We start from the raw sequence: 18410 nt of genomic DNA, 5'->3' as shown, positions 1-18410 counted from the left end.
GTGGGGGCGCCCCGACCCGGCGCCGCCGCACGGGCGGCGCCGGGCGCGAGGGTGCCGGGGGTGTGGTCCTTCAACGCCGCGACGCGACGAACTCCTTGACCGAGGCGACGACGTAGTCGATCATCTCCTCGGTCAGGCCGGGGTAGACGCCCAGGTGGAAAGTGCCTTCCATGACCCGGTCGGTGTTGGTCAGCTCCTCCGCCACCCGCCGCGGCCGGTGGGTGTAGGCCGGGTGGCGGAGGAGGTTGCCCGCGAACAGGCGCCGTGTGCCGATCCTGCGTTCCTCCAGGAAGTCGATGAGGTCCGCGGCGGAGAACGGGGCGTCGTCGGCGACGGTGAGGACGAAGCCGTACCAGCTCGGGTCGCTGTCCGGGGTCGCCTCGGGCAGGAGCAGGTGCGGGACGCCGTCCAGGCCCTCGCGCAGCCGCGCCCAGTTGGCGCGTCGGGCCGCGCAGAAGCCGTCCATCTTGCCCAGCTGGGACAGGCCGAGGGCGGCGGCGGTGTCGGTCGTCTTGAGGTTGTAGCCGACGTGGGAGTAGATGTACTTGTGGTCGTATCCGGGTGGGAGGTCGCCCAGCTGCCAGGAGAACCGCTTGAAGCACGTGTTGCTCTCGCCGGGAGCGCACCAGCAGTCGCGCCCCCAGTCGCGCAGTGACTCCACGACACGGGCGAGGTTCAGGTCGGAGGTGAGCACGCAGCCGCCCTCGCCCATGGTGAGGTGGTGGGCGGGGTAGAAGCTGACCGTGGCCAGGTCCCCGAAGGTGCCCGTGTACGTCCCGCGGTACCGGGATCCCAGCGCGTCGCAGTTGTCCTCGATGAGGAAGAGGCCGCGATCGGCGGCCAGCCGCGCGATCTCCTCCACCTCGTAGGGGTTGCCCGCCGTGTGGGCGATCGCGATCGCCTTGGTGCGCGGGCCCAGTGCACGCTCCACCCGTTCGGCCGTGGTGTTGTACGTGCCGAGTTCGATGTCCACGTACACGGGGACGAGCCCGTTCTGGAGGATGGGGTTCACCGTGGTCGGGAAGGCGGCGGCGACGGTCACCACCTCGTCTCCGGGCAGCAGCGCGCGCTCGCCGAGCTGGGGCGAGGTGAGCGCGGTCACGGCGAGGAGGTTGGCCGACGAACCCGAGTTGGTCAGGTGGGCCTTGCGCACGCCGATCTTGCGGGCCAGCGCGTTCTCGAACTTGCGTGCGCTTGCCCCCGAGGCGATGCGCATGTCCAGCGCGGCCTCGACGAAGGCCACGCGGTCGTCGGCGTCCAGGACGGCGCCGGAGGGCCAGATCTCGGTCTCGCCGGGGACGAAGGGCCCCTCGGACTTCGTCTTGTCGTGGTAGGCCAGGACGGCGTCCAGGATCTCCTTCTTCGCTTCCTCCATGACGGCACCCCTCGTCCCTTCCTCGTTCGGTCGTGATGTGTCAGGAATCCGGCTCGATGCGGGTGTGGTCCCCGACGACGAGCCGGTGGCCGCTGGGGGCCGCGGTCCTCGCGGACCGGACGACGGACTCCCGTCCGACCACGGAGCGTCTCAGCGGAGCGGGGCCGTCGATCCGGGTGCCGTCCATCAGGACGCTGTCGGCCACGTCGGCCCCGTTCAGCGAGCAGTACGCGCCGATCGACGTCCCCGGGCCCAGAACGGAGTCGGTCACCACGGTCCCGCGACCGATCACCACGGGTCCGACCACGGTGGAGCGGACCACCCTGGCGCCCTCGCCGAGGGAGACCACGCCGTCCAGGCGGCTGTCCGGGTCGACGTCGCCCTCCAACGCGGACCGGGTGAGCGTGCCGAGCAGGTGGCGGTTGGCGCGCAGGACGTCGTCGGGCCGTCCGACGTCCGCCCAGTACCCCGTGTACTCACCGGCGCTCACGCCGTACCCGTGCTCCAGGAGCCACTGGATCGCGTCGGTGATCTCCAGCTCTCCTCGGCCGCTCGGTCCGATCGCGCGGACGGCCTCGTGGATCGCCGGTGAGAAGAAGTAGACGCCGATGATCGCCCAGTCGCTGACGGGGACGGCGGGTTTCTCCACCAGCCCGCCGACCTTGCCGTCCTCGCCCATGACCACGACTCCGAACGCGGAGGGGTCCGCGACCCGCTGTACCGCGACGTGCGCGTCCGAGCGCCGGAGCCGGAACTCCTCCGCGAGCTCGGTGAATCCGGACGGCAGCAGGTTGTCGCCGAGGCAGAGCACGAAGGCGTCCTCGCCCAGGAAGTCCCGTGCCGCCCGGACGCAGTCGGCGAGGCCGCGGGGACGGCTCTGATGGATGTAGGTGAGCCGCACCCCCCATCCGCTCCCGTCCCCGAGCGCGTCGCGGACGTGGTCCGCGCCGTCGCCCGTGATGACTCCGATGTCGGTGATCCCCAGGTCGCGCACGCCGAGGACCACGTGTTCCAGGACCGGGCGCCCCGCGACGGGGACCAGCTGCTTGGGCCGGGTGTGGCTGAGCGGCCGCATCCGCGATCCGGTTCCGCCCGCCAGGACGAGCGCCCTCATCGGCGACTCTCGTTCCGTGTCCGGGGCCGACGCGCGACCGAGGAGACCAGCTCCTTGGCCACGCGCTCGACGTCGGCGTCGGAGAGCCCCTGATGCTGGGGGAGCAGCAGGGTGCGCTCGGCCGCCTCCTCCACGCCGGGGAGACGGACCCCGTCCGCCCCGTAGGCGGACACACGGTGCAGGGGCGCGTAGCGGAAGGTGGTGTAGACGCCCCGCTCCAGGAGTTCGGCCGCCACCCGGTCGCGCTCCCCCGGGTCCAGACGAACCCAGTGGAAGTAGTGGGAGCAGGTGTGGTCCTCGGGCGCCGGCGGCGGCGCCGCCACGCCCTCGACCCCGTCCAGGAGGCGGTCGTAGGCCGCGGCCACGTTCCGCCTCCGGTCCACGAACGCGTGCAGCCGGCTCAGCTGCACGAGCCCGATGGCCGCGGTCAGGTCGTTGCCGACGATCCTGCGGCCGAATCCCTCCACGTCCAGGTCCCACCATCGCCGCGCGACCGACCGTGACGCGCTCATCCCGCTGTGGTGGCGCAGCCCGTGGTAGGCGAGGCGCCGTGCCCGGTCGGCCTCGTCCGGGTCCCGTACCAGGACCATGCCTCCGTCGCCGGTGCTGAGGATCTTCATGGCGTCGAAGCTCCACACGGCGATGTCGCCGAAGGTGCCGCAGGCCCGGTCCCCGACCCGCGAGGCGACGGCGCACGCCGCGTCCTCCACGAGCCGTACGCCCCGCTCGCGGCAGAACGCGGCGATCCGTTCGACCTCGCCCGGCAGACCGCCGTAGTGCAGCAGTACCACCGCGCGGGTGCGGGCGGTCAGACTGCGCTCCACATCCTCCACGGTCGGGTTGAGGGTGCGCGGGTCCACGTCGCAGAAGACGGGACGCGCGCCCGCCGCGCACACGGCGTTGGCCGCCCCCACGAAGCTGATACTCGGCATCACCACGTCGTCGCCCGGGCCCAGGCCCAACAGCTCCACGGCGAGGAAGAGCCCCGCGGTCGCCGAGTTGACGAACAGCACGCCGTCCGGGTCGACGCCCAGATGGTCGGCGAAGGCCGCCTCGAAGGCGGTGGTGCGCGGTCCCATCCCGGGCCAGGAGTCGCTGAACACGGCCTCGACCGCGGCCAGCTCCTCCGAGCCCAGGGCGGGCTGGAACACGTTGATCATGACGTGCCCTTGCGCAGGGCGGTCAGGGCTCGAAGGGTCGGGATGACGGTCGCGGGCGAGGGCGAGGCGAGGATCTCGCCGCGCACCCGGTCGGCCCCGGCGCGGAAGTCGGCGTCCTTGAGCACCCTGCGCACGTTCTCCCTGACGTCCTCGACGTTCTGGGTCTGGTGGTCGAGCCGAAGCCCCGCGGACCTGGAGGTGACGTAGCCCGCCGTGATCGAGGACTCGGCGTGCTTGGACGCCTCCATGCCCTCGCCGGGCGCGGCCATGACGCCGTGGTCGTCGTCGGTGTCGGTGATCAGCTGCGGCACCCCCGTCGCGGCGGCGGCGGCGAAGGTGCCCACCCCTCCGTGGTGGATGATCGCGTCACAGGTGGGCAGCAGCTGGTTCAGCGGCAGGTAGTCGATGGTGCGCACGTTGTCGGGGACGGTGGCGTTCTCCAGTTGGGTGGCGTCCAGGGTGGCGACCACGTCCACGTCCAGCCCGCCGACGGCCTCCAGGATGCCGGGGACGTGCCCCCAGCCGCCCTTGAGGAACATGCGTTGGGACAACCCCAGGGACAGGGCGACACGGGGCCTGGCGGGCCTGCCCCGGAGCCAACCCGGTACGGGCGTCTGACCGGCGAAGGGCACCCACCGGACCGGGACGGTCAGGGCGCTCGTCGGCAGACGCATGGCCTCGGGAAGCGGGTCCATCGTCCATTGGCCCAGGAGCAGCTCGTCGTCCACCTCGACTTCGTGCCGCTCGGCGATCGGGCGCACCGAGTCCGCCAGGGGCTCCCGCGCGGCGTCGGCTGTCGCGGTGGAGAGGAACAGCTCACGGCTCCACCCGAAGTAGTCCTGTCCCCACAGCAGTCGGGCGTGGGCGGCTCCGCACGCCGCGGCGGCGACGGCGCCGGCCGGGAAGCACGGGTCCCACAGGACCAGGTCCGGTTTCCAGTCCCGGGCGAAGTCGACGAGGTCGTCGACGGCCGCGAACTGCTCCGCCCCGGTCGGGTTCATGGGGGAGAAGTCCCAGATGGAGGGCAGCATGAAGTGGGTGAACACGTCCCAGGTGTCGCGTCCGCCTCCGGACGGGGACACCGTCGCGCTCAGCTCCGCCATGCGGCGCCGTTCCTCGGGATAGGGGTTGCCCGGACCCATGGGGACCATGTCCGGCGCGCCCACGGAGACGGCGGGCAGGCCCACCTCCGCCGTCCTTCCTTCGAGCGCGTGGTGGGAGACGACACGAACCTCGTGCCCCTCCGCCTGGAGCGCCCAGGCGAGGGGGACGAGCGGGTACAGGTGGGCGGCGTTGGGCCAGAGGCAGAAGACGACTCTCATGGGTCCGTTCCAACTCGTCGGGGGTGTGGTGAGGGGCGGGTCAGGACACACGGCCCACGGCGCTGAGGAAGCGCCGGGTCGACTCCTCCCGGCCCGGCTCCGGCCGCCAGAGGCCGGGCGGCACCAGACCCGGCTCGAGCAGCTCGAACCCGTCCATCAGGGAGCCGATCTCCTCGCCGGTGCGGTACACCATGGGAGCCGGGGAGTTCTTGTACGTCTCCGTCATCAGGCGACGCTCGTCGTCGGGTGAGTCGTCGGTGCACAGGTGGGTCAGGGCCGCGAAGGAACCGGGGGCGAGCCCGTCCCGGTAGCGGGCCATGAGGCCCCGGGGGTCCTCCTCGGGCTTGACGAAGTGGAAGACCGCCACGAAGAGCAACGCGACCGGCTGGGAGAGGTCGATCAGGTCCCGAGTGACCGGGCTCTCCAGGATCGACTCGGGTCGGCGCAGGTCGGCGGTCAGAGCGCGAGCCCGATCCCCGGCCCCCTTCAGCAGCCGTTCGGCGTGGGCGGCCACGACGGGGTCGTTGTCGACGTACAGGACACGCGCCTCGGGGGCCACGGAGTGGGCGGCCTGGTGGGTGTTGTCCACACTGGGCAGCCCGGCGCCGACGTCGATGAACTGCCGGATGCCGTGCTCGGCGGCCAGGTGGCGGACGACCCGGCCCAGGAAGTGCCGGTTCTCCCAGACCACCGATCGGGTCAGCGTGACGCCGAGCCGTTCGATCACCCGATCGGCGGCTTCCCGGTCGACGGGGAAGTTGTCGGTCCCGTGGAGGAAGTAGTCGTACATCCGCGCCGGCGAGGGGCGGTCGGGGGAGAAGACCTCGTCCTCGGGGATGCTGCCTGCGGTCATCAGACGTCCTTTCTCTGGTGCGGCGTGTGATTCCTCGCCGGCCGGACGGCCGGGGTCACCCCCGGATGGGGCTGCTCTGGTGCGACATCAGATGCCAGCGGCCGGACCGACGCACGATCACCCACACCGCCCGGATCTCGCGTTCCGGGGCGACCGCGTCCTCACCGGGCATGACGATGCCGCCCTGGGTGACCACGAGGGCGACGTCGGGCGCGAGGAAGCGCATGGCCAGGGGCCATCCCTTGACGTGGGCGCCGCGCAACGGACCCTGGAAGCCGGCCGCCATGAACGCGTGGATCGCCTCGCGGTCGGGCAGCTCCTCGTCCTGGATGAGCAGGCTTCCCTCGGGGGTGAAGACCGAGGCGAAGAAGTCGGCGTCGTTGGCCAGCCACGCGGCCTGGATCAGCTGGGGGACGGTGAGCACCTCACGGCTCAGGTCGCCCGGGAAGTCCTTGTAGTACTCCGGGTCCTCCTCCACCCCCGCCTGGGCGAGAATCAGCGCGGCCGTGCTCTCCCCGGAACCGGGAGACGCCCCGTTCCGGGTCGTCGTTTCTCGGGGCATGGTCAGCCTCCTCGTGAACATGGGTCGCGGCCGAATTCCCGGACGCGTGCTCATCGTCACGGCCTTTTCGTGCTCGTCGCGTCTCCTGGATTGCCGGCCGAGGAAAGGCGCGCGGCACGCCATGGTCGCAATTCCGGAGACGCGGCTGACCGGGAATGGGTGCGAGATTCGAGCATCGGGCGACGCGATGCCCGCGGATTCGCCGAAACGTACACGTAAGGAGGCCGGCACGATGACCGGAGCCCGGAAGGGGACGGCGGTGGTGCTCGGGGCGAGTATCGCCGGGCTGTTCGTCGCGCACGTCCTCGCCCGAGTCCACACGAGGGTCGTACTCGTGGACCGCGACGAGGTGGTCGGTACGGACACCGCACGCCGTGGCGTCCCCCAGGGACACCACGTGCACGGCCTGCTCGCCAACGGTCAGCTGATGGCCGAGGACCTCATGCCCGGACTCAAGCACGACCTGCTGGAGAACGGCGTCCCGATGGGGGATCTCGGCGGGCAACTGCGCTGGTACTTCAACGGCAGGCGGTTGGCGCCGGTACGCACCGGGCTCGTGGTCATCGGCGGGGACCGGGCGATCCTGGAACACCACGTGCGCCGCCGTGTCGTGGAGTTGCCGAACACCGAGTTCAGGCAAGGCACGGACATCGTCTCCCTGGTCCACGACGACGCGGCCGCGCGGGTGACCGGGGTCCGCGTCCAGCCCCGCGCGGGCGGCCCCGAAGAGGTGGTCGACGCCGACCTGGTGATCGACGCGTCGGGCCGCGGCTCGCGCACCCCGGTCTGGTTGGACGCGATGGGGTACGGGCGGGTCCCCGAGGAGACCGTCCGGATCGGGCTGAGCTACACCACCCGCCGGTTCCGCCTTCGGTCGAACCCCTTCGGCTCGGACGTGTCGGTCAACCCGGTCGCCACCCCCGACCATCCGCGCGGCGCCTTCCTCACCACGTTGGGCGGGGACCGGTGCGCCGTGTCCCTGACCGGGGTGCTGGGGGACACGCCGCCAGGAGACCTGGACGACTTCCTGGAGTTCGCCCGGTCCCTCCCGGTGCCCGACGTGTACGAGGCGCTCAGGGACGCGGAGCCCCTGAACGACGCGGCCACCTTCAAGTTCCCCGCCAGTGTGCGCCGCCGGTACGAGGCGATGGACCGCCTGCCCGCAGGGCTGCTCGTGGTCGGCGACGCGGCGTGCACGTTCAACCCCGTCTACGGGCAGGGGATGACGATGGCGGCGCTCCAGGCACGCGTGCTGCGCGACCACGTCGCCGACGGCGCCGCCCCCTCGCCGCGGGAGTTCTACCGCGCCACCCGGCGTGCGCTGGATCCGGCCTGGTCCATCGCCACCGGTGGCGACCTCGCCTTCCCCGCGGTCGAGGGGCGGCGCACGCCCCTGGTCCGCTTCGTCAACGGCTACCTGGACCGTCTCCGCCACGCCGCGCACGACGACGTGCGGCTCTCCGAGGCCTTTCTCCGCGTGATCGGCCTCGTGGACCCGCCGGAGAAACTCCTGACCCCGAGACTGGCCCTCCGCGTCCTTCGCCGGGGGGCGAAGCGCGACCGAGCCCACTCCGAGCCGACCCGGATCGGTCAGGGGCCGATTCCCTGACCACGAGGGCGGCTGGGCGTTCCCCTCCGCCCGCACACCCGTGCACGTCGAACATCCTCTTCTTTGGAGAACCGCACATGGGGTTCATGTACCGCGTCGCGACGGTGGCGGTGGCTCTGGCGCTCATGGGCGCCCTCGCCGCCTTCACCGTCCGTCCCTCCACCAGTGAGCAGGAACGGGCGGAACGGGCCGCGCCCTTCGCCTTCGAGTCACTCGCCCTGAACTCCGAACCCGACGACGCCCGACACGAGCGGGAGGTGGCGCCCGCCCTGGACCACTTCCGGGGATGGATCTCCTCGGTGGGCGCGGGTGGCGCCCTGCTGGACCTGCGTGGCCTGGGCACGTCCTCGGACGCCTGCCTGGTCGACCCGCGCGACGACAGCGTCACCCTGCGCAACGCCCCCGGCAGCGGACAGGACGACTACCCCGTGGTCGAACTGCTGCCCGACGGCCTGCCCTACGACCACACCATGGCCCCGATGGGCTGCGTCCCCGCCGACATGGACGAGGACGGCGACCAGGACATCATCGTCTACTACTGGGGCCGGTCACCCGTCCTGTTCCTGAACACGGCGGAACCCGGGGCGGTCCCCTCCGCGGCCGGCTTCACCGCCCACGAGTTCGTGGCGCCGATGCAGATCTGGAACACGACCGCCCTGAACGTGGCCGACATCGACGGCGACGGCGGACTCGACGTCCTGGTCGGCAACTACTTCCCGGACGGCGCCCGCGTCCTCGACCCCGAGGCGGACGACGAGACGCGGATGGAGATGCAGCAGAGCATGGGTCTGGCCACCAACGCCGGCCGCAACCGCGTCCTGCGCACCGAACCGACCGGCGAGGCCGACACCCCGCCGACCGTCACGGACGCCACCACCGCGCTCCCCGAACGGGTGATGACCGCATGGACCCTGGCGATCGGCTTCCAGGACCTGTCCGGCAACGGTCTGCCCGACATCTACCTGGGCAACGACTTCGGCAACGACAACCTCCTCGTCAACACCTCCACCCCCGGTGACGTGCGGCTGGAACTGGTCGAGGGGGAGCGCGACATGACCACCCCCAAGTCCCAGGTCCTGGGCAACGGGTCGTTCAAGGGCATGGGGATCGCGTTCACCTACGTGGACGGCCAGGACCTGCCGATGATGGTCGTCAGCAACATCACCAGCCCCTACGCGCTGCACGAGAGCAACTTCGCCTTCGTTCCCGACGGAGACGGCGCCGACCTCCTGGAGGGGTCCGTCCCCTTCGACGAGACCAGCGAGGAACTGGGTCTGGCACGCAGCGGCTGGTCCTGGGACGTCAAGGCGGGCGACTTCGACAACGACGGCACCGACGAGCTGTTCCAGGCGACGGGCTTCCTCCGGGGGGAGAACACCCGCTGGCCGGAGCTCCAGGAGATCGCCATGGGCAACGACCAGCTGCTCCGGTACCCCTGGGTCTGGCCCACCTTCGCCGAGGGCGACGACCTGTCCGGGCACGAGTCCAACCCCTTCTGGGTGCGCGGTGAGGACGGACGCTACGACGACCTGGCCGAACCCCTGGGAATCGCCGAGGACGACGTCACCCGCGCCTTCTCCTTCGGCGACGTCAACGGAGACGGACTCCTGGACGCCGTGGTCGCCAACCAGTGGCAGGACTCGCGCCTGCTGCTGAACACCGCGCCCGACGCCGCACCCGGCGCCGTGCTCCGCCTGATGCGGCCGGGGGCGGCCGACGGCGCGCCCACCCCGGCGATCGGCGCCTCGGTCGTGGTGGACGACGAGGGCCACCCCCCGCAGATCCGCCAGCTCTTCCCGGCCAACGGCCACGTGGGGGCCTCCGACTCCATCGTCCACCTGGCGGCCCCGGAGGGCGACCTCCCGGTCACCGTCTCCTGGCGGGACGGCGACGGCGGTACCCACACCGCCGACCTCGTGGTCGAGCCGGGTACCCACACGATCCTCCTCAACGACGACGGAACGGCGGTTGTCCGATGACTGTCACCCGATCCGACGGCGGTCCGGCCGCCGGTGCCGCCGAGGCGCCGGCCCAACCGCCCGCCACCCCCTCCGCACCGACCGCGAGACCGCCGGTGGACAGGCGCCTGAAGGCGCTGCGCATGTTCGCCATGTCCATCACCGTGTTCAACATCGTGGGGCACCTGTTCCTGGGCTTCGAGCAGTCGCCCGTGACGCCCATCGTCGCCCTCCTGTTCGGCTACACCCTCGACCTCGTCCTGGAGACGTTGGACGCGCGGGCGGCGGACCGGGCGCCCGGGTACGCCGGCGGATTCGGCAAGACGGTCGACTACCTGCTGCCGACCCACATCGCCGGTCTGGCCTGCGCGATGCTCCTGTGGGGCAACACGTCGCTGTGGCCGTACCTGTTCGCCGTGTCCATCGCGGTGAGCAGCAAGTACCTCCTGCGCCTCCCGGTCGGCGGGCGCAAGCGGCACTTCCTCAACCCCTCCAACCTCGGGATCGCGGTGACGCTGCTGCTCTTCCCGTGGGTGGGGATCGCCCCTCCGTACCACTTCACGAACGACGCCTTCGGCGCCGTCGACTGGCTGATCCCGCTCGGAATCCTCATGGCCGGGACCATGCTCAACGTCAACCTCACCAAGCGGTGGCCGTTGATCCTCGCCTGGGTGGGCGGTTTCGTCCTCCAGGCCGTGCTGCGGTGGCTGATCCTCGACCACATGCTGGTGGCGGCTCTGGCGCCGCTGACCGGGGTGGCCTTCATCCTGTTCACCAACTACATGATCACCGACCCCGGGACGACGCCCCACCGGCCGCGCAACCAGATGGTCTTCGGTCTGACCACGGCGCTGGTGTACGGCGTCCTGGTCAGTTTCCACGTCGTCTTCGGACTCTTCTTCGCGCTCGTCATCACCTGCCTCCTGCGCGGAGCGGTTCTGGTGGCCGCCCCCTGGTTCTCCCGTCCGAACACCCCGGCGCCCGGGAGCGAACGCGCCGGTGGCGGCGCTCCCGCCTAGCGGGGCCGGGACGGACGGGGGCCGTCCGGCCTCGGGAGGGATCCGAGGCCGGACGGCCCCGTCGCCACGGGCCCTAGGATGGGCCGCATGCGATTCGCCAAGGGCCACGGAACAGAGAACGACTTCGTGATCCTCCCCGACCCGGACGGGGAGCTCGACCTCACGGAGGGGACCGTCCGCCTGCTGTGCGACCGCCGGGCGGGGATCGGCGGCGACGGCGTCCTGCGCGTGGTCCGCACCCGTGCCCTCGGCGAGACCCTGGCCCCCGCGGCCCGAACCGCGGAGCGGGCCGAGTGGTTCATGGACTACCGCAACGCGGACGGAACCGTCGCGGAGATGTGCGGCAACGGGGTCCGGGTGTTCGCGCGCTACCTGCTGCACGCAGGACTGGTCGACCGGGACCGCTTCGAGGTGGGCACCCGCGACGGCGCCAAGGAGGTCCGGATCGAGGCCACCGGTGACGTCACGGTCGACATGGGCCGGGTGGAGATGCAGGGCACCTCCTCGGCCAAGCTCGCGCGTCAGGTCGTGCACGGCGCGCAGATCTCCGTCGGCAACCCCCACCTGGCCTGCGAGGTCGAGGGGCCGGTGGCCGAGGTCGACCTCACCCGGGCGCCCGAGCTGGACGGGGAGGCCTTCCCGCAGGGTGCCAACGTGGAGGTGTACGCCGAGGTCGCGCCCGGGGTCCTGGAGATGCGCGTGTACGAGCGCGGTTCGGGGGAGACCCGCTCCTGCGGGACGGGGATCGTCGCCGCGGCGGCCGCCGCGACCCCCACGGGGGAGGGCGCCACGTGGACCGTGCGCGTCCCCGGCGGAGAGTGCGTCGTGTTCCTGGACGCCGACGGCGCGCGCCTGAGCGGCGCGGCCGTCATCGTGGCCGAGGGGGAGACCTCCCTGGTCTGACCGCGCCGCGATCGGTCGGTGTCAGATCCCTCCGGCGAAGCGCCCGGGCGCCAGCCGGTGGTCGGGGTCCAGGGCGTCCTTGACCGAGCGCATCAGCTCCAGTCCCGGCACCTCGCCCCAGAGGTCGACCCCGGCCGCGTGCACGTGGGGCTCGGCGCGCATCAGGGTGAGCGACCAGCCCGGACGCGAGCGCACGCCCTCGGCGACCGTCGCGATCACGTCCGCGCCGGTCCCCGGAGGGAACGCCGCGTACAGCGCTCCGCTGGGGACCGAGCCCCGCACGAGCACGTCCGCGTCCGCGGCCCGGACGAGTGCGCCGATCCGCGCCGCCGCCGCGACCGACTCGGCGGGGGGACACGACACGAAGCCGAGCGTCCCGCGAGCGGGGACCAGCCCCCACCCCTCGGGGAGCCGTTCCGAGACGGTCGTGCCGCCGCCCAGGGCGGCGCGCGCCCCGTCGACCCGCGCGGCCATCCCCTCGGCCATCCCCTCCAGCACCACGTGCAGGCGGGCGCCGCCCTCCGACGGCCAGTCCAGAGCCACCGCCGAGGGCGCCAACGGCCGCGCGCGCAGCGCCGCCGCCATGCGCTCACCGTGGGCCCGGGAGGGGACGGCGGCGGTCACCGCCCGCAGGGCGGGCGGAGCCGGGTGCAGCCGGAAGGTCACCGACGTGATCAGCCCCAGGGTCCCCAGCCCCCCGGTGTGCAGTTTGGCCAGGTCGTACCCGGCCACGTTCTTCACGACCCGGCCCCCGGTGCGGGTCACCGCACCGTCCGCGCGCACCACGGTCATGCCGATGACCAGGTCCCGCAGGGCGCCGAACAGCAGGCGGCGCGGCCCGCACACCCCGGTGGCGACCATTCCGCCGACCGTGCCGCCCACGCGCGCGGGGTCGGCGGACAGCCGCTGACCGGCCGCCGCCAGCACGTCCGTCAGCTCCGCCACGGGCGTCCCCGCGCCGACCGTGACCACCAGGTCGTCCGCGGTGTGCTCGATTCCGGTCAGGTCGGCCGTCTCCACGAGCAGGTCCGCCGAGCGCGGCGGGCCGCCCCAGTCCAGGGCGGTGCCGCCGCCGCGGAACACCGCGCTCAGACCGTGCCGGGCCGCCGCGGCCGTGACACGGGCCGCGTCGGCCTCGTCCCGCGGGCGCGCCACCAGAGCGGGAACCACACCGCCGACGGCGTCGCCGGGCGTGCCGGGGCGCGGTCCGGCGCCGGCCAGGTCGTCGAGCACGGACGGGTCGGCGGGGCCGGTGGTCGATCGGGCTGGCCGCACGTGGCTCCTTCGGATCAGCGGATCAGAACTGTGTCGCCCGGCCCGACTCCACCAGCGGGTGCACGCCCTTGCGCACCCCCGGCCGCTCACCGCACAGGCGCGGCGTGGGCAGGAGCTTGTCCGGGTTGGCGATCCCGCGCGGGTCGAAGGCCCGGCGGAACCGGTCGAACGTGTCGAGGTCGTCGGGGGAGTACATGCGGGGCATCGAGCACGCCTTGTCGGTGCCCACGCCGTGCTCGCCGGTGATCGACCCGCCGTGCTCCACGCACAGGTCCAGGATGGCGGCGGACACCTCCTCGGCGCGGCGGTAGCCGTCGGGGTCGGCGTCGTCGAACATCACCAGCGGGTGCAGGTTGCCGTCCCCGGCGTGGAAGACGTTGGCCACGCGGATGCCGGACTGCGCCGACAGCGCGGCGATGCGGCGCAGCACGTCGGGCAGGGCGGTGCGGGGGACGACGCCGTCCTGCACGATGTAGGCGGGGCTCATCCGGCCCACCGCGTCGAAGGCCGCCTTGCGGCCCGCCCAGATCCGCGCCCGTTCGTCGTCGTCGCTGGCCGTGCGGGTCCGGCGGGCTCCGTGGGTCGCGCACAGCCCCGCCACCTCGGCCAGGTGCGCGTCCACGTCCGCCGCGGGACCGTCGAGTTCGACGATGAGCACGGCGGCCGCGTCGGCGGGGTAGTCGCAGTCGACGTAGGCCTTGACCGCCTCGATGGACAGGGCGTCCATCATCTCGATGGCCGAGGGCAGCACGCCGGAGGATACGATCGCGCTGACCGCCGCGCCGCCCGCGTCCAGGGAGTCGAAGGCCGCGAGCAGGGTCACCGTGCGCTCGGGCAGCCGGGTCAGTCCGACGGTGACCTCGGTGACGACGCCGAGCGTGCCCTCGGAGCCGATGACCGCGCGGACCAGGTCGTAGCCGGGTCCGTCGGGCGCCTTGCCGCCCAGGCGCACCACCTCGCCCTCGGGGGTGACGAGCTCCAGTCCGCGCACGTGGGTGGCGGTGAACCCGTACTTGAGGCAGTGCGCGCCGCCGGAGTTCTCGGCGACGTTGCCGCCGACCGAGCACACCGCCTGGCTGGAGGGGTCGGGGGCGTAGTAGTAGCCGTGCGGCGTGGCGAGGGCGGTGATGTCGAGGTTGGGCACGCCGGGTTCGACGACGGCGCACTCGTTGGGGATGTCGAGCTCCACGACGCGGCGCATCCGCGCGGTGGTGAGCAGGACGCCCTCGCGGTGCGGGAGGGCGCCGCCGCTCAGGCCGGTCCCGGCGCCGCGGGGGACGAACGGGACGCCGGCCCCGGCGCACAGGCGCAGGACCGCGGCGACCTGCGCGGTGGTGGTCGGCAGGACGACCACGCCGGGCAGCGACCGGCGGTGGGTGAGGCCGTCGTGGTCGTAGGCCCGGCGTTCCCGGGCGTCGGTGAGGACCCCGTCCGGTCCGCAGACGTCGCGGAGCCGTGGGATGAGGGCGGTCAGGGCCTCGGACATGGGTGCCCCCGGTGCCGTCGTCGCAGCGTGTCGATCGCAACGTATGACGGCACCCCTCGCCGGGGCAAGGGGTGCCGTGGAGTGTCGACCCCGCCGGGGGACGGCCGCGCGCGTGGCTACGGCATGCGCTCGTAGGCGGGCAGGGTGAGGAAGTCGACGTAGTCGTCGGCGAGGGCGACCTCGGCGAACAGCTCACTGGCCTGCTGGTAGAGGGCCTCGTCGAAGGCGTCGCCGAGGGCGCCGCGGATCGTGGCGAGCTCCTCGTCGATGATCTGCTTGACGAGCTCGGCGGTGACCTTGGGGCCGTCGTCGAGGGTGACGTCGTTGTGCAGCCACTGCCAGATCTGGGAGCGGGAGATCTCGGCGGTCGCGGCGTCCTCCATGAGGTTGTGGATCGCCACCGCGCCGTTGCCGCCCATCCAGGTCGCCAGGTACTGGAGGGCGACGTTGATGTTGTTGCGCAGACCGGTGGGCGTGACGCCGCCCTCGGTCTTGTCGACGGCGAGCAGGTCTGCGGCCGAGACCTCGACCTCGGGGCGCTGCTTGTCGATCTGGTGGGGGCGCTCGCCCAGGACGCCGTCGAAGATCTCCTTGGCGACCGGGACCAGGTCGGGGTGGGCGACCCAGGAGCCGTCGAAGCCGTCGCCGGACTCGCGGGACTTGTCGTCGCGGACCTTGGCGAAGGCGACCTTGTTCACCTCGGCGTCCTTGCGGGACGGGATGAACGCCGCCATGCCGCCGATGGCGTGCGCGCCGCGCTTGTGGCAGGTCTTGACCAGCAGCTCGGTGTAGGCGCGCATGAACGGCGCGGTCATGGTGACGGCGTTGCGTTCGGGCAGCAGGAAGCCGCGGCCGCGGGTGCGGTGCGTCTTGATGATGCTGAAGAGGTAGTCCCAGCGGCCCGCGTTGAGACCGGCGGAGTGCTCGCGCAGCTCGTAGAGGATCTCCTCCATCTCGAACGCCGCGGGGATGGTCTCGATGAGGCACGTGGCGCGGATGGTGCCGCGGGGGATGCCGAGGCGCTCCTGGGCGAGGACGAAGATGTCGTTCCAGAGGCGGGCCTCGAGGTGGCTCTGCATCTTGGGCAGGTAGAAGTACGGACCCTTGCCCTGGTCCAGCTGGCGCTGGGCGCAGTGGAAGAAGTAGAGCGCGAAGTCGACGATGCCGCCGCTGGTGCGCTGGCCGTCGACGAGGATGTGCTTCTCGTCCAGGTGCCAGCCGCGCGGGCGCACGACGATCGTGGCGAGCTCGGAGTCCGCCTTGAGCGCGTAGCTCTTGCCCTGGGGGGAGGTGAAGTCGATCTGGCGGTCGAGGGCGTCGCGCAGGTTGAGCTGCCCGCCGATCATGTTCTCCCACAGGGGGGTGTTGGCGTCCTCGAAGTCGGCCAGCCAGACCTTCGCGCCGGAGTTGAGCGCGTTGATGGTCATCTTGCGGTCGGTGGGGCCGGTGATCTCGACCCGGCGGTCGGTGATGCCGGGGGCGGGGTCGGCGACCTTCCAGCCGTCGTCCTCGCGGATGTGCTTGGTCTCCGGGAGGAAGTCGAGGTCGGCTCCGGCCGAGATCCGCTCCTGGCGCGTCCTGCGCGCGGCGAGCAGCTCCTGGCGGCGCCCCTCGAAGGCGCGGTGCAGCTCGGCGACGAGGTCGAGGGCCTCGTCGGTGAGGATCTCGTCGAAACGTTCGTGGAGGGGGCCCGTGATCTCGACCCCGTGCGTGGCGCCCATGGAAAACCTTCCGCAATACGAAACAAGCTTCTGGTATGTGGAAAAGAAGCTACTCTCTTGATGTCGAGCGGTCAACGCGCGGTACGTGTTGCACGTCAGGCGAACTTTCCTGCATGTGAAGGTTTGCGAAAGTTCTCCCGCGAAGTTGCGCGTTTCTTCAGTATCCCATCCGATGCGGTGGCTCCATCTCACCCTCTCGATCTCGAGAGTTTCTGGCGATGCCTGGGATAATCACGTGCCTGGACGCGGCCGAGGTGCGACCATCGACCCACGGCCACCGGCGTACGCCCGACCGGGAAGATCCGCGGCGGCCAGGACGTTGACCCACCTGGAGGGATATGAATACTTCTGACATCCGCGGAGCCGCCCCGACCGGGTCCACGACCCCCGGCGAGGACGAGTTCCGCGAGGCGATCGCCACCGGCGCCGCGGACGACCCCGTCGACCGCGGCGAGGAGACCGACGGCGGCCGCGACACCGCGGCACGCGACACCCCCGAGCGGGGCGAGATGGAACTCGCCGAGCGGCATGCGCTGCGCCGCGTCCAGGGGTTGTCCACCGAGCTCACCGACATCACCGAGGTCGAGTACCGCACTCTGCGCCTGGAGCGCGTCGTGCTCATCGGTGTGTGGACCAGCGGCACGCAGACCGACGCGGACAACTCGCTCACCGAACTCGCGGCCCTGGCCGAGACCGCCGGGGCGCTCGTGCTGGAGGGGCTGACCCAGCGTCGCCCCAAGCCGGACCCCGCCACCTACATCGGCAAGGGCAAGGCCGCCGAGCTGCGCGACATCGTCGAGGCCACCGGGGCCGACACCGTCATCTGCGACGGAGAACTCACCCCCGGCCAGCTCCGCCAGCTGGAGGACGTCGTCAAGGTCAAGGTGATCGACCGCACCGCGCTCATCCTGGACATCTTCGCCCAGCACGCGCGCAGCAGCGAGGGCAAGGCCCAGGTCGAACTCGCCCAGCTCAACTACCTCCTTCCGCGGCTGCGCGGTTGGGGTGACTCCCTGTCCCGGCAGGCCGGCGGCTCCGGCGGTGGTTCGGGCGGCGGTGTGGGACTGCGCGGTCCCGGTGAGACCAAGATCGAGACCGACCGTCGGCGCATCAACGACCGGATGGCCAAGCTGCGCAGGCAGCTCGCCCACATGCGCACCGCCCGTGAGGTCAAGCGCGACGTGCGCCGGACCCGCGAGGTCCCGTCGGTGGCGATCGCCGGCTACACCAACGCGGGCAAGTCGAGCCTGCTCAACCGGCTGACCGGCGCCGGGGTTCTGGTGGAGAACGCCCTGTTCGCCACCCTGGACCCGACCGTGCGCCAGGCGCGCACGCCCGACGGCCGCGGCTTCACCCTGAGCGACACGGTCGGGTTCGTCCGGCACCTGCCGCACCAGTTGGTGGAGGCGTTCCGCTCCACCCTGGAGGAGGTCGCCGACTCCGACCTGATCCTGCACGTGGTCGACGGGGCCCACCCGGACCCCGAGGAGCAGATCAGGGCGGTCCACGAGGTCTTCGCCGAGATCGACGCGACCGACGTGCCCGAGCTGATCGTGGTCAACAAGGTCGACGCGGCCGACCCCGACACGCTCAAGGTGCTGCGCAGCCGCTACCCCGACGTCGTCGAGGTCTCCGCGCGCACCGGTGAGGGCGTGTCCGGCCTCGTCGCGGCGGTCGCCGACGCTCTGCCCGAGCTGGCGCACGAGGTGCGCGCGCTGGTGCCGTACTCGCGCGGCGACCTGGTCGCCAAGGCCTACGAGGAGGGGCGGGTCCTCAGCGAGGAGCACACCGGAGAGGGCACGCGGCTGCACGCGTTCGTCCCCGAACTGCTCGCCGCCAAGCTCGGGGAGTACGCGCCGAGCACGGCCTGACGGTCGCGGCGCGACCTGCCTGGAACGACGCCGAACGGCCGGGGCACCCCGCGGGGCGCCCCGGCCGTCTCGCGTGAGCGTGGCGCTCGTCACCCGAGACGACTCGCGAGTATTGGCGACAAACACTCGCATTCGTCCCGCAGGGGAGGTGTACAGGGGGTCGGAGAATGGACTACGGTTTT

14 protein-coding genes are annotated in these 18410 nt (G+C 71.9%); 5 read left to right on the top strand and 9 right to left on the bottom strand.

Annotated features, from left to right (window positions below; all coding sequences use genetic code 11):
* Positions 1–70: 70 nt before the first annotated feature.
* Genes rfbH through ACIBFB_RS03730 form a run of 6 tightly spaced genes read right to left on the bottom strand, consistent with a single transcriptional unit; the run spans position 71 to position 6386 of the window.
* A complete protein-coding gene (rfbH, locus tag ACIBFB_RS03755) occupies positions 71–1375 on the bottom strand; it encodes a lipopolysaccharide biosynthesis protein RfbH (protein WP_397225834.1) in 1305 nt (434 codons plus the stop codon).
* A gap of 40 nt (positions 1376–1415) precedes the next feature.
* Entirely contained in the window at positions 1416–2489 is a 1074-nt protein-coding gene (locus ACIBFB_RS03750) for a glucose-1-phosphate thymidylyltransferase (protein WP_397225832.1), read from the bottom strand.
* A complete protein-coding gene (locus tag ACIBFB_RS03745) occupies positions 2486–3649 on the bottom strand; it encodes a DegT/DnrJ/EryC1/StrS family aminotransferase (protein ID WP_397225830.1) in 1164 nt (387 codons plus the stop codon). The genes ACIBFB_RS03750 and ACIBFB_RS03745 overlap by 4 nt, the downstream gene beginning before the upstream one ends.
* Positions 3646–4971: a nucleotide disphospho-sugar-binding domain-containing protein gene (locus tag ACIBFB_RS03740; protein WP_397225828.1), complete on the bottom strand. Its 1326-nt coding sequence runs from the start codon at positions 4969–4971 to the stop codon at positions 3646–3648. Before ACIBFB_RS03740 ends, ACIBFB_RS03745 begins: the two co-directional genes overlap by 4 nt.
* A gap of 40 nt (positions 4972–5011) precedes the next feature.
* Positions 5012–5824: an SAM-dependent methyltransferase gene (locus ACIBFB_RS03735; protein WP_397225826.1), complete on the bottom strand. Its 813-nt coding sequence runs from the start codon at positions 5822–5824 to the stop codon at positions 5012–5014.
* 55 nt (positions 5825–5879) lie between these two features.
* Entirely contained in the window at positions 5880–6386 is a 507-nt protein-coding gene (locus tag ACIBFB_RS03730) for an SgcJ/EcaC family oxidoreductase (RefSeq protein ID WP_397225824.1), read from the bottom strand.
* A gap of 232 nt (positions 6387–6618) precedes the next feature.
* On the opposite strand from ACIBFB_RS03730, the gene ACIBFB_RS03725 reads away from it, so the two are divergent.
* From ACIBFB_RS03725 to dapF, 4 genes are all read left to right on the top strand, one after another.
* Positions 6619–7995 carry an NAD(P)/FAD-dependent oxidoreductase gene (locus ACIBFB_RS03725; RefSeq protein ID WP_397225822.1) on the top strand — a complete coding sequence of 459 codons (1377 nt, stop codon included), beginning with the start codon at positions 6619–6621 and terminating at the stop codon, positions 7993–7995.
* Positions 7996–8072: 77 nt separating this feature from the next.
* A complete protein-coding gene (locus tag ACIBFB_RS03720; protein WP_397225820.1) occupies positions 8073–9974 on the top strand; it encodes an FG-GAP repeat domain-containing protein in 1902 nt (633 codons plus the stop codon).
* Entirely contained in the window at positions 9971–10972 is a 1002-nt protein-coding gene (locus tag ACIBFB_RS03715) for an enediyne biosynthesis protein UnbU (protein WP_397225818.1), read from the top strand. The genes ACIBFB_RS03720 and ACIBFB_RS03715 overlap by 4 nt, the downstream gene beginning before the upstream one ends.
* 78 nt (positions 10973–11050) lie before the next feature.
* Positions 11051–11875, top strand: a complete 825-nt coding sequence (gene dapF / locus ACIBFB_RS03710) for a diaminopimelate epimerase (protein WP_397225816.1) — start codon at positions 11051–11053, stop codon at positions 11873–11875.
* Between the two features lie 21 nt (positions 11876–11896).
* Here dapF and ACIBFB_RS03705 read toward each other — a convergent pair whose 3' ends face one another.
* The 3 genes from ACIBFB_RS03705 to aceB form a co-directional block, all read right to left on the bottom strand.
* Positions 11897–13108, bottom strand: a complete 1212-nt coding sequence (locus ACIBFB_RS03705; protein ID WP_397226423.1) for an FAD-binding oxidoreductase — start codon at positions 13106–13108, stop codon at positions 11897–11899.
* A 64-nt stretch (positions 13109–13172) separates the two neighbouring features.
* Positions 13173–14636, bottom strand: coding sequence for an FAD-binding oxidoreductase (locus tag ACIBFB_RS03700; RefSeq protein ID WP_397225813.1), 1464 nt, complete (start codon positions 14634–14636; stop codon positions 13173–13175).
* A 116-nt stretch (positions 14637–14752) separates the two neighbouring features.
* On the bottom strand, positions 14753–16357 hold the full coding sequence (gene aceB, locus ACIBFB_RS03695) for a malate synthase A (protein WP_397225811.1): 1605 nt from the start codon (positions 16355–16357) through the stop codon (positions 14753–14755).
* Between the two features lie 338 nt (positions 16358–16695).
* Between aceB and hflX the strand changes: the two genes are divergently transcribed.
* Positions 16696–18228, top strand: coding sequence for a GTPase HflX (hflX, locus tag ACIBFB_RS03690; protein WP_397225809.1), 1533 nt, complete (start codon positions 16696–16698; stop codon positions 18226–18228).
* Positions 18229–18410 lie beyond the last annotated feature (182 nt).

Source organism: Nocardiopsis sp. NPDC050513 (assembly GCF_044457925.1).
Taxonomy (GTDB): domain Bacteria; phylum Actinomycetota; class Actinomycetes; order Streptosporangiales; family Streptosporangiaceae; genus Nocardiopsis.
Note: the sequence above shows the minus strand (reverse complement) of the source record. Positions and strands in the feature narration are given on the sequence as shown.

What these genes read in the sequence shown, in the direction of transcription:
- rfbH (WP_397225834.1), bottom strand. Translation starts at nt 1,375, where the DNA reads ATGGAGGAAGCGAAGAAGGAGATCCTGGACGCCGTCCTGGCCTACCAC.
- ACIBFB_RS03750 (WP_397225832.1), bottom strand. Translation starts at nt 2,489, where the DNA reads ATGAGGGCGCTCGTCCTGGCGGGCGGAACCGGATCGCGGATGCGGCCG.
- ACIBFB_RS03745 (WP_397225830.1), bottom strand. Translation starts at nt 3,649, where the DNA reads ATGATCAACGTGTTCCAGCCCGCCCTGGGCTCGGAGGAGCTGGCCGCG.
- ACIBFB_RS03740 (WP_397225828.1), bottom strand. Translation starts at nt 4,971, where the DNA reads ATGAGAGTCGTCTTCTGCCTCTGGCCCAACGCCGCCCACCTGTACCCG.
- ACIBFB_RS03735 (WP_397225826.1), bottom strand. Translation starts at nt 5,824, where the DNA reads ATGACCGCAGGCAGCATCCCCGAGGACGAGGTCTTCTCCCCCGACCGC.
- ACIBFB_RS03730 (WP_397225824.1), bottom strand. Translation starts at nt 6,386, where the DNA reads ATGCCCCGAGAAACGACGACCCGGAACGGGGCGTCTCCCGGTTCCGGG.
- ACIBFB_RS03725 (WP_397225822.1), top strand. Translation starts at nt 6,619, where the DNA reads ATGACCGGAGCCCGGAAGGGGACGGCGGTGGTGCTCGGGGCGAGTATC.
- ACIBFB_RS03720 (WP_397225820.1), top strand. Translation starts at nt 8,073, where the DNA reads ATGGGGTTCATGTACCGCGTCGCGACGGTGGCGGTGGCTCTGGCGCTC.
- ACIBFB_RS03715 (WP_397225818.1), top strand. Translation starts at nt 9,971, where the DNA reads ATGACTGTCACCCGATCCGACGGCGGTCCGGCCGCCGGTGCCGCCGAG.
- dapF (WP_397225816.1), top strand. Translation starts at nt 11,051, where the DNA reads ATGGGCCGCATGCGATTCGCCAAGGGCCACGGAACAGAGAACGACTTC.
- ACIBFB_RS03700 (WP_397225813.1), bottom strand. Translation starts at nt 14,636, where the DNA reads ATGTCCGAGGCCCTGACCGCCCTCATCCCACGGCTCCGCGACGTCTGC.
- aceB (WP_397225811.1), bottom strand. Translation starts at nt 16,357, where the DNA reads ATGGGCGCCACGCACGGGGTCGAGATCACGGGCCCCCTCCACGAACGT.
- hflX (WP_397225809.1), top strand. Translation starts at nt 16,696, where the DNA reads ATGAATACTTCTGACATCCGCGGAGCCGCCCCGACCGGGTCCACGACC.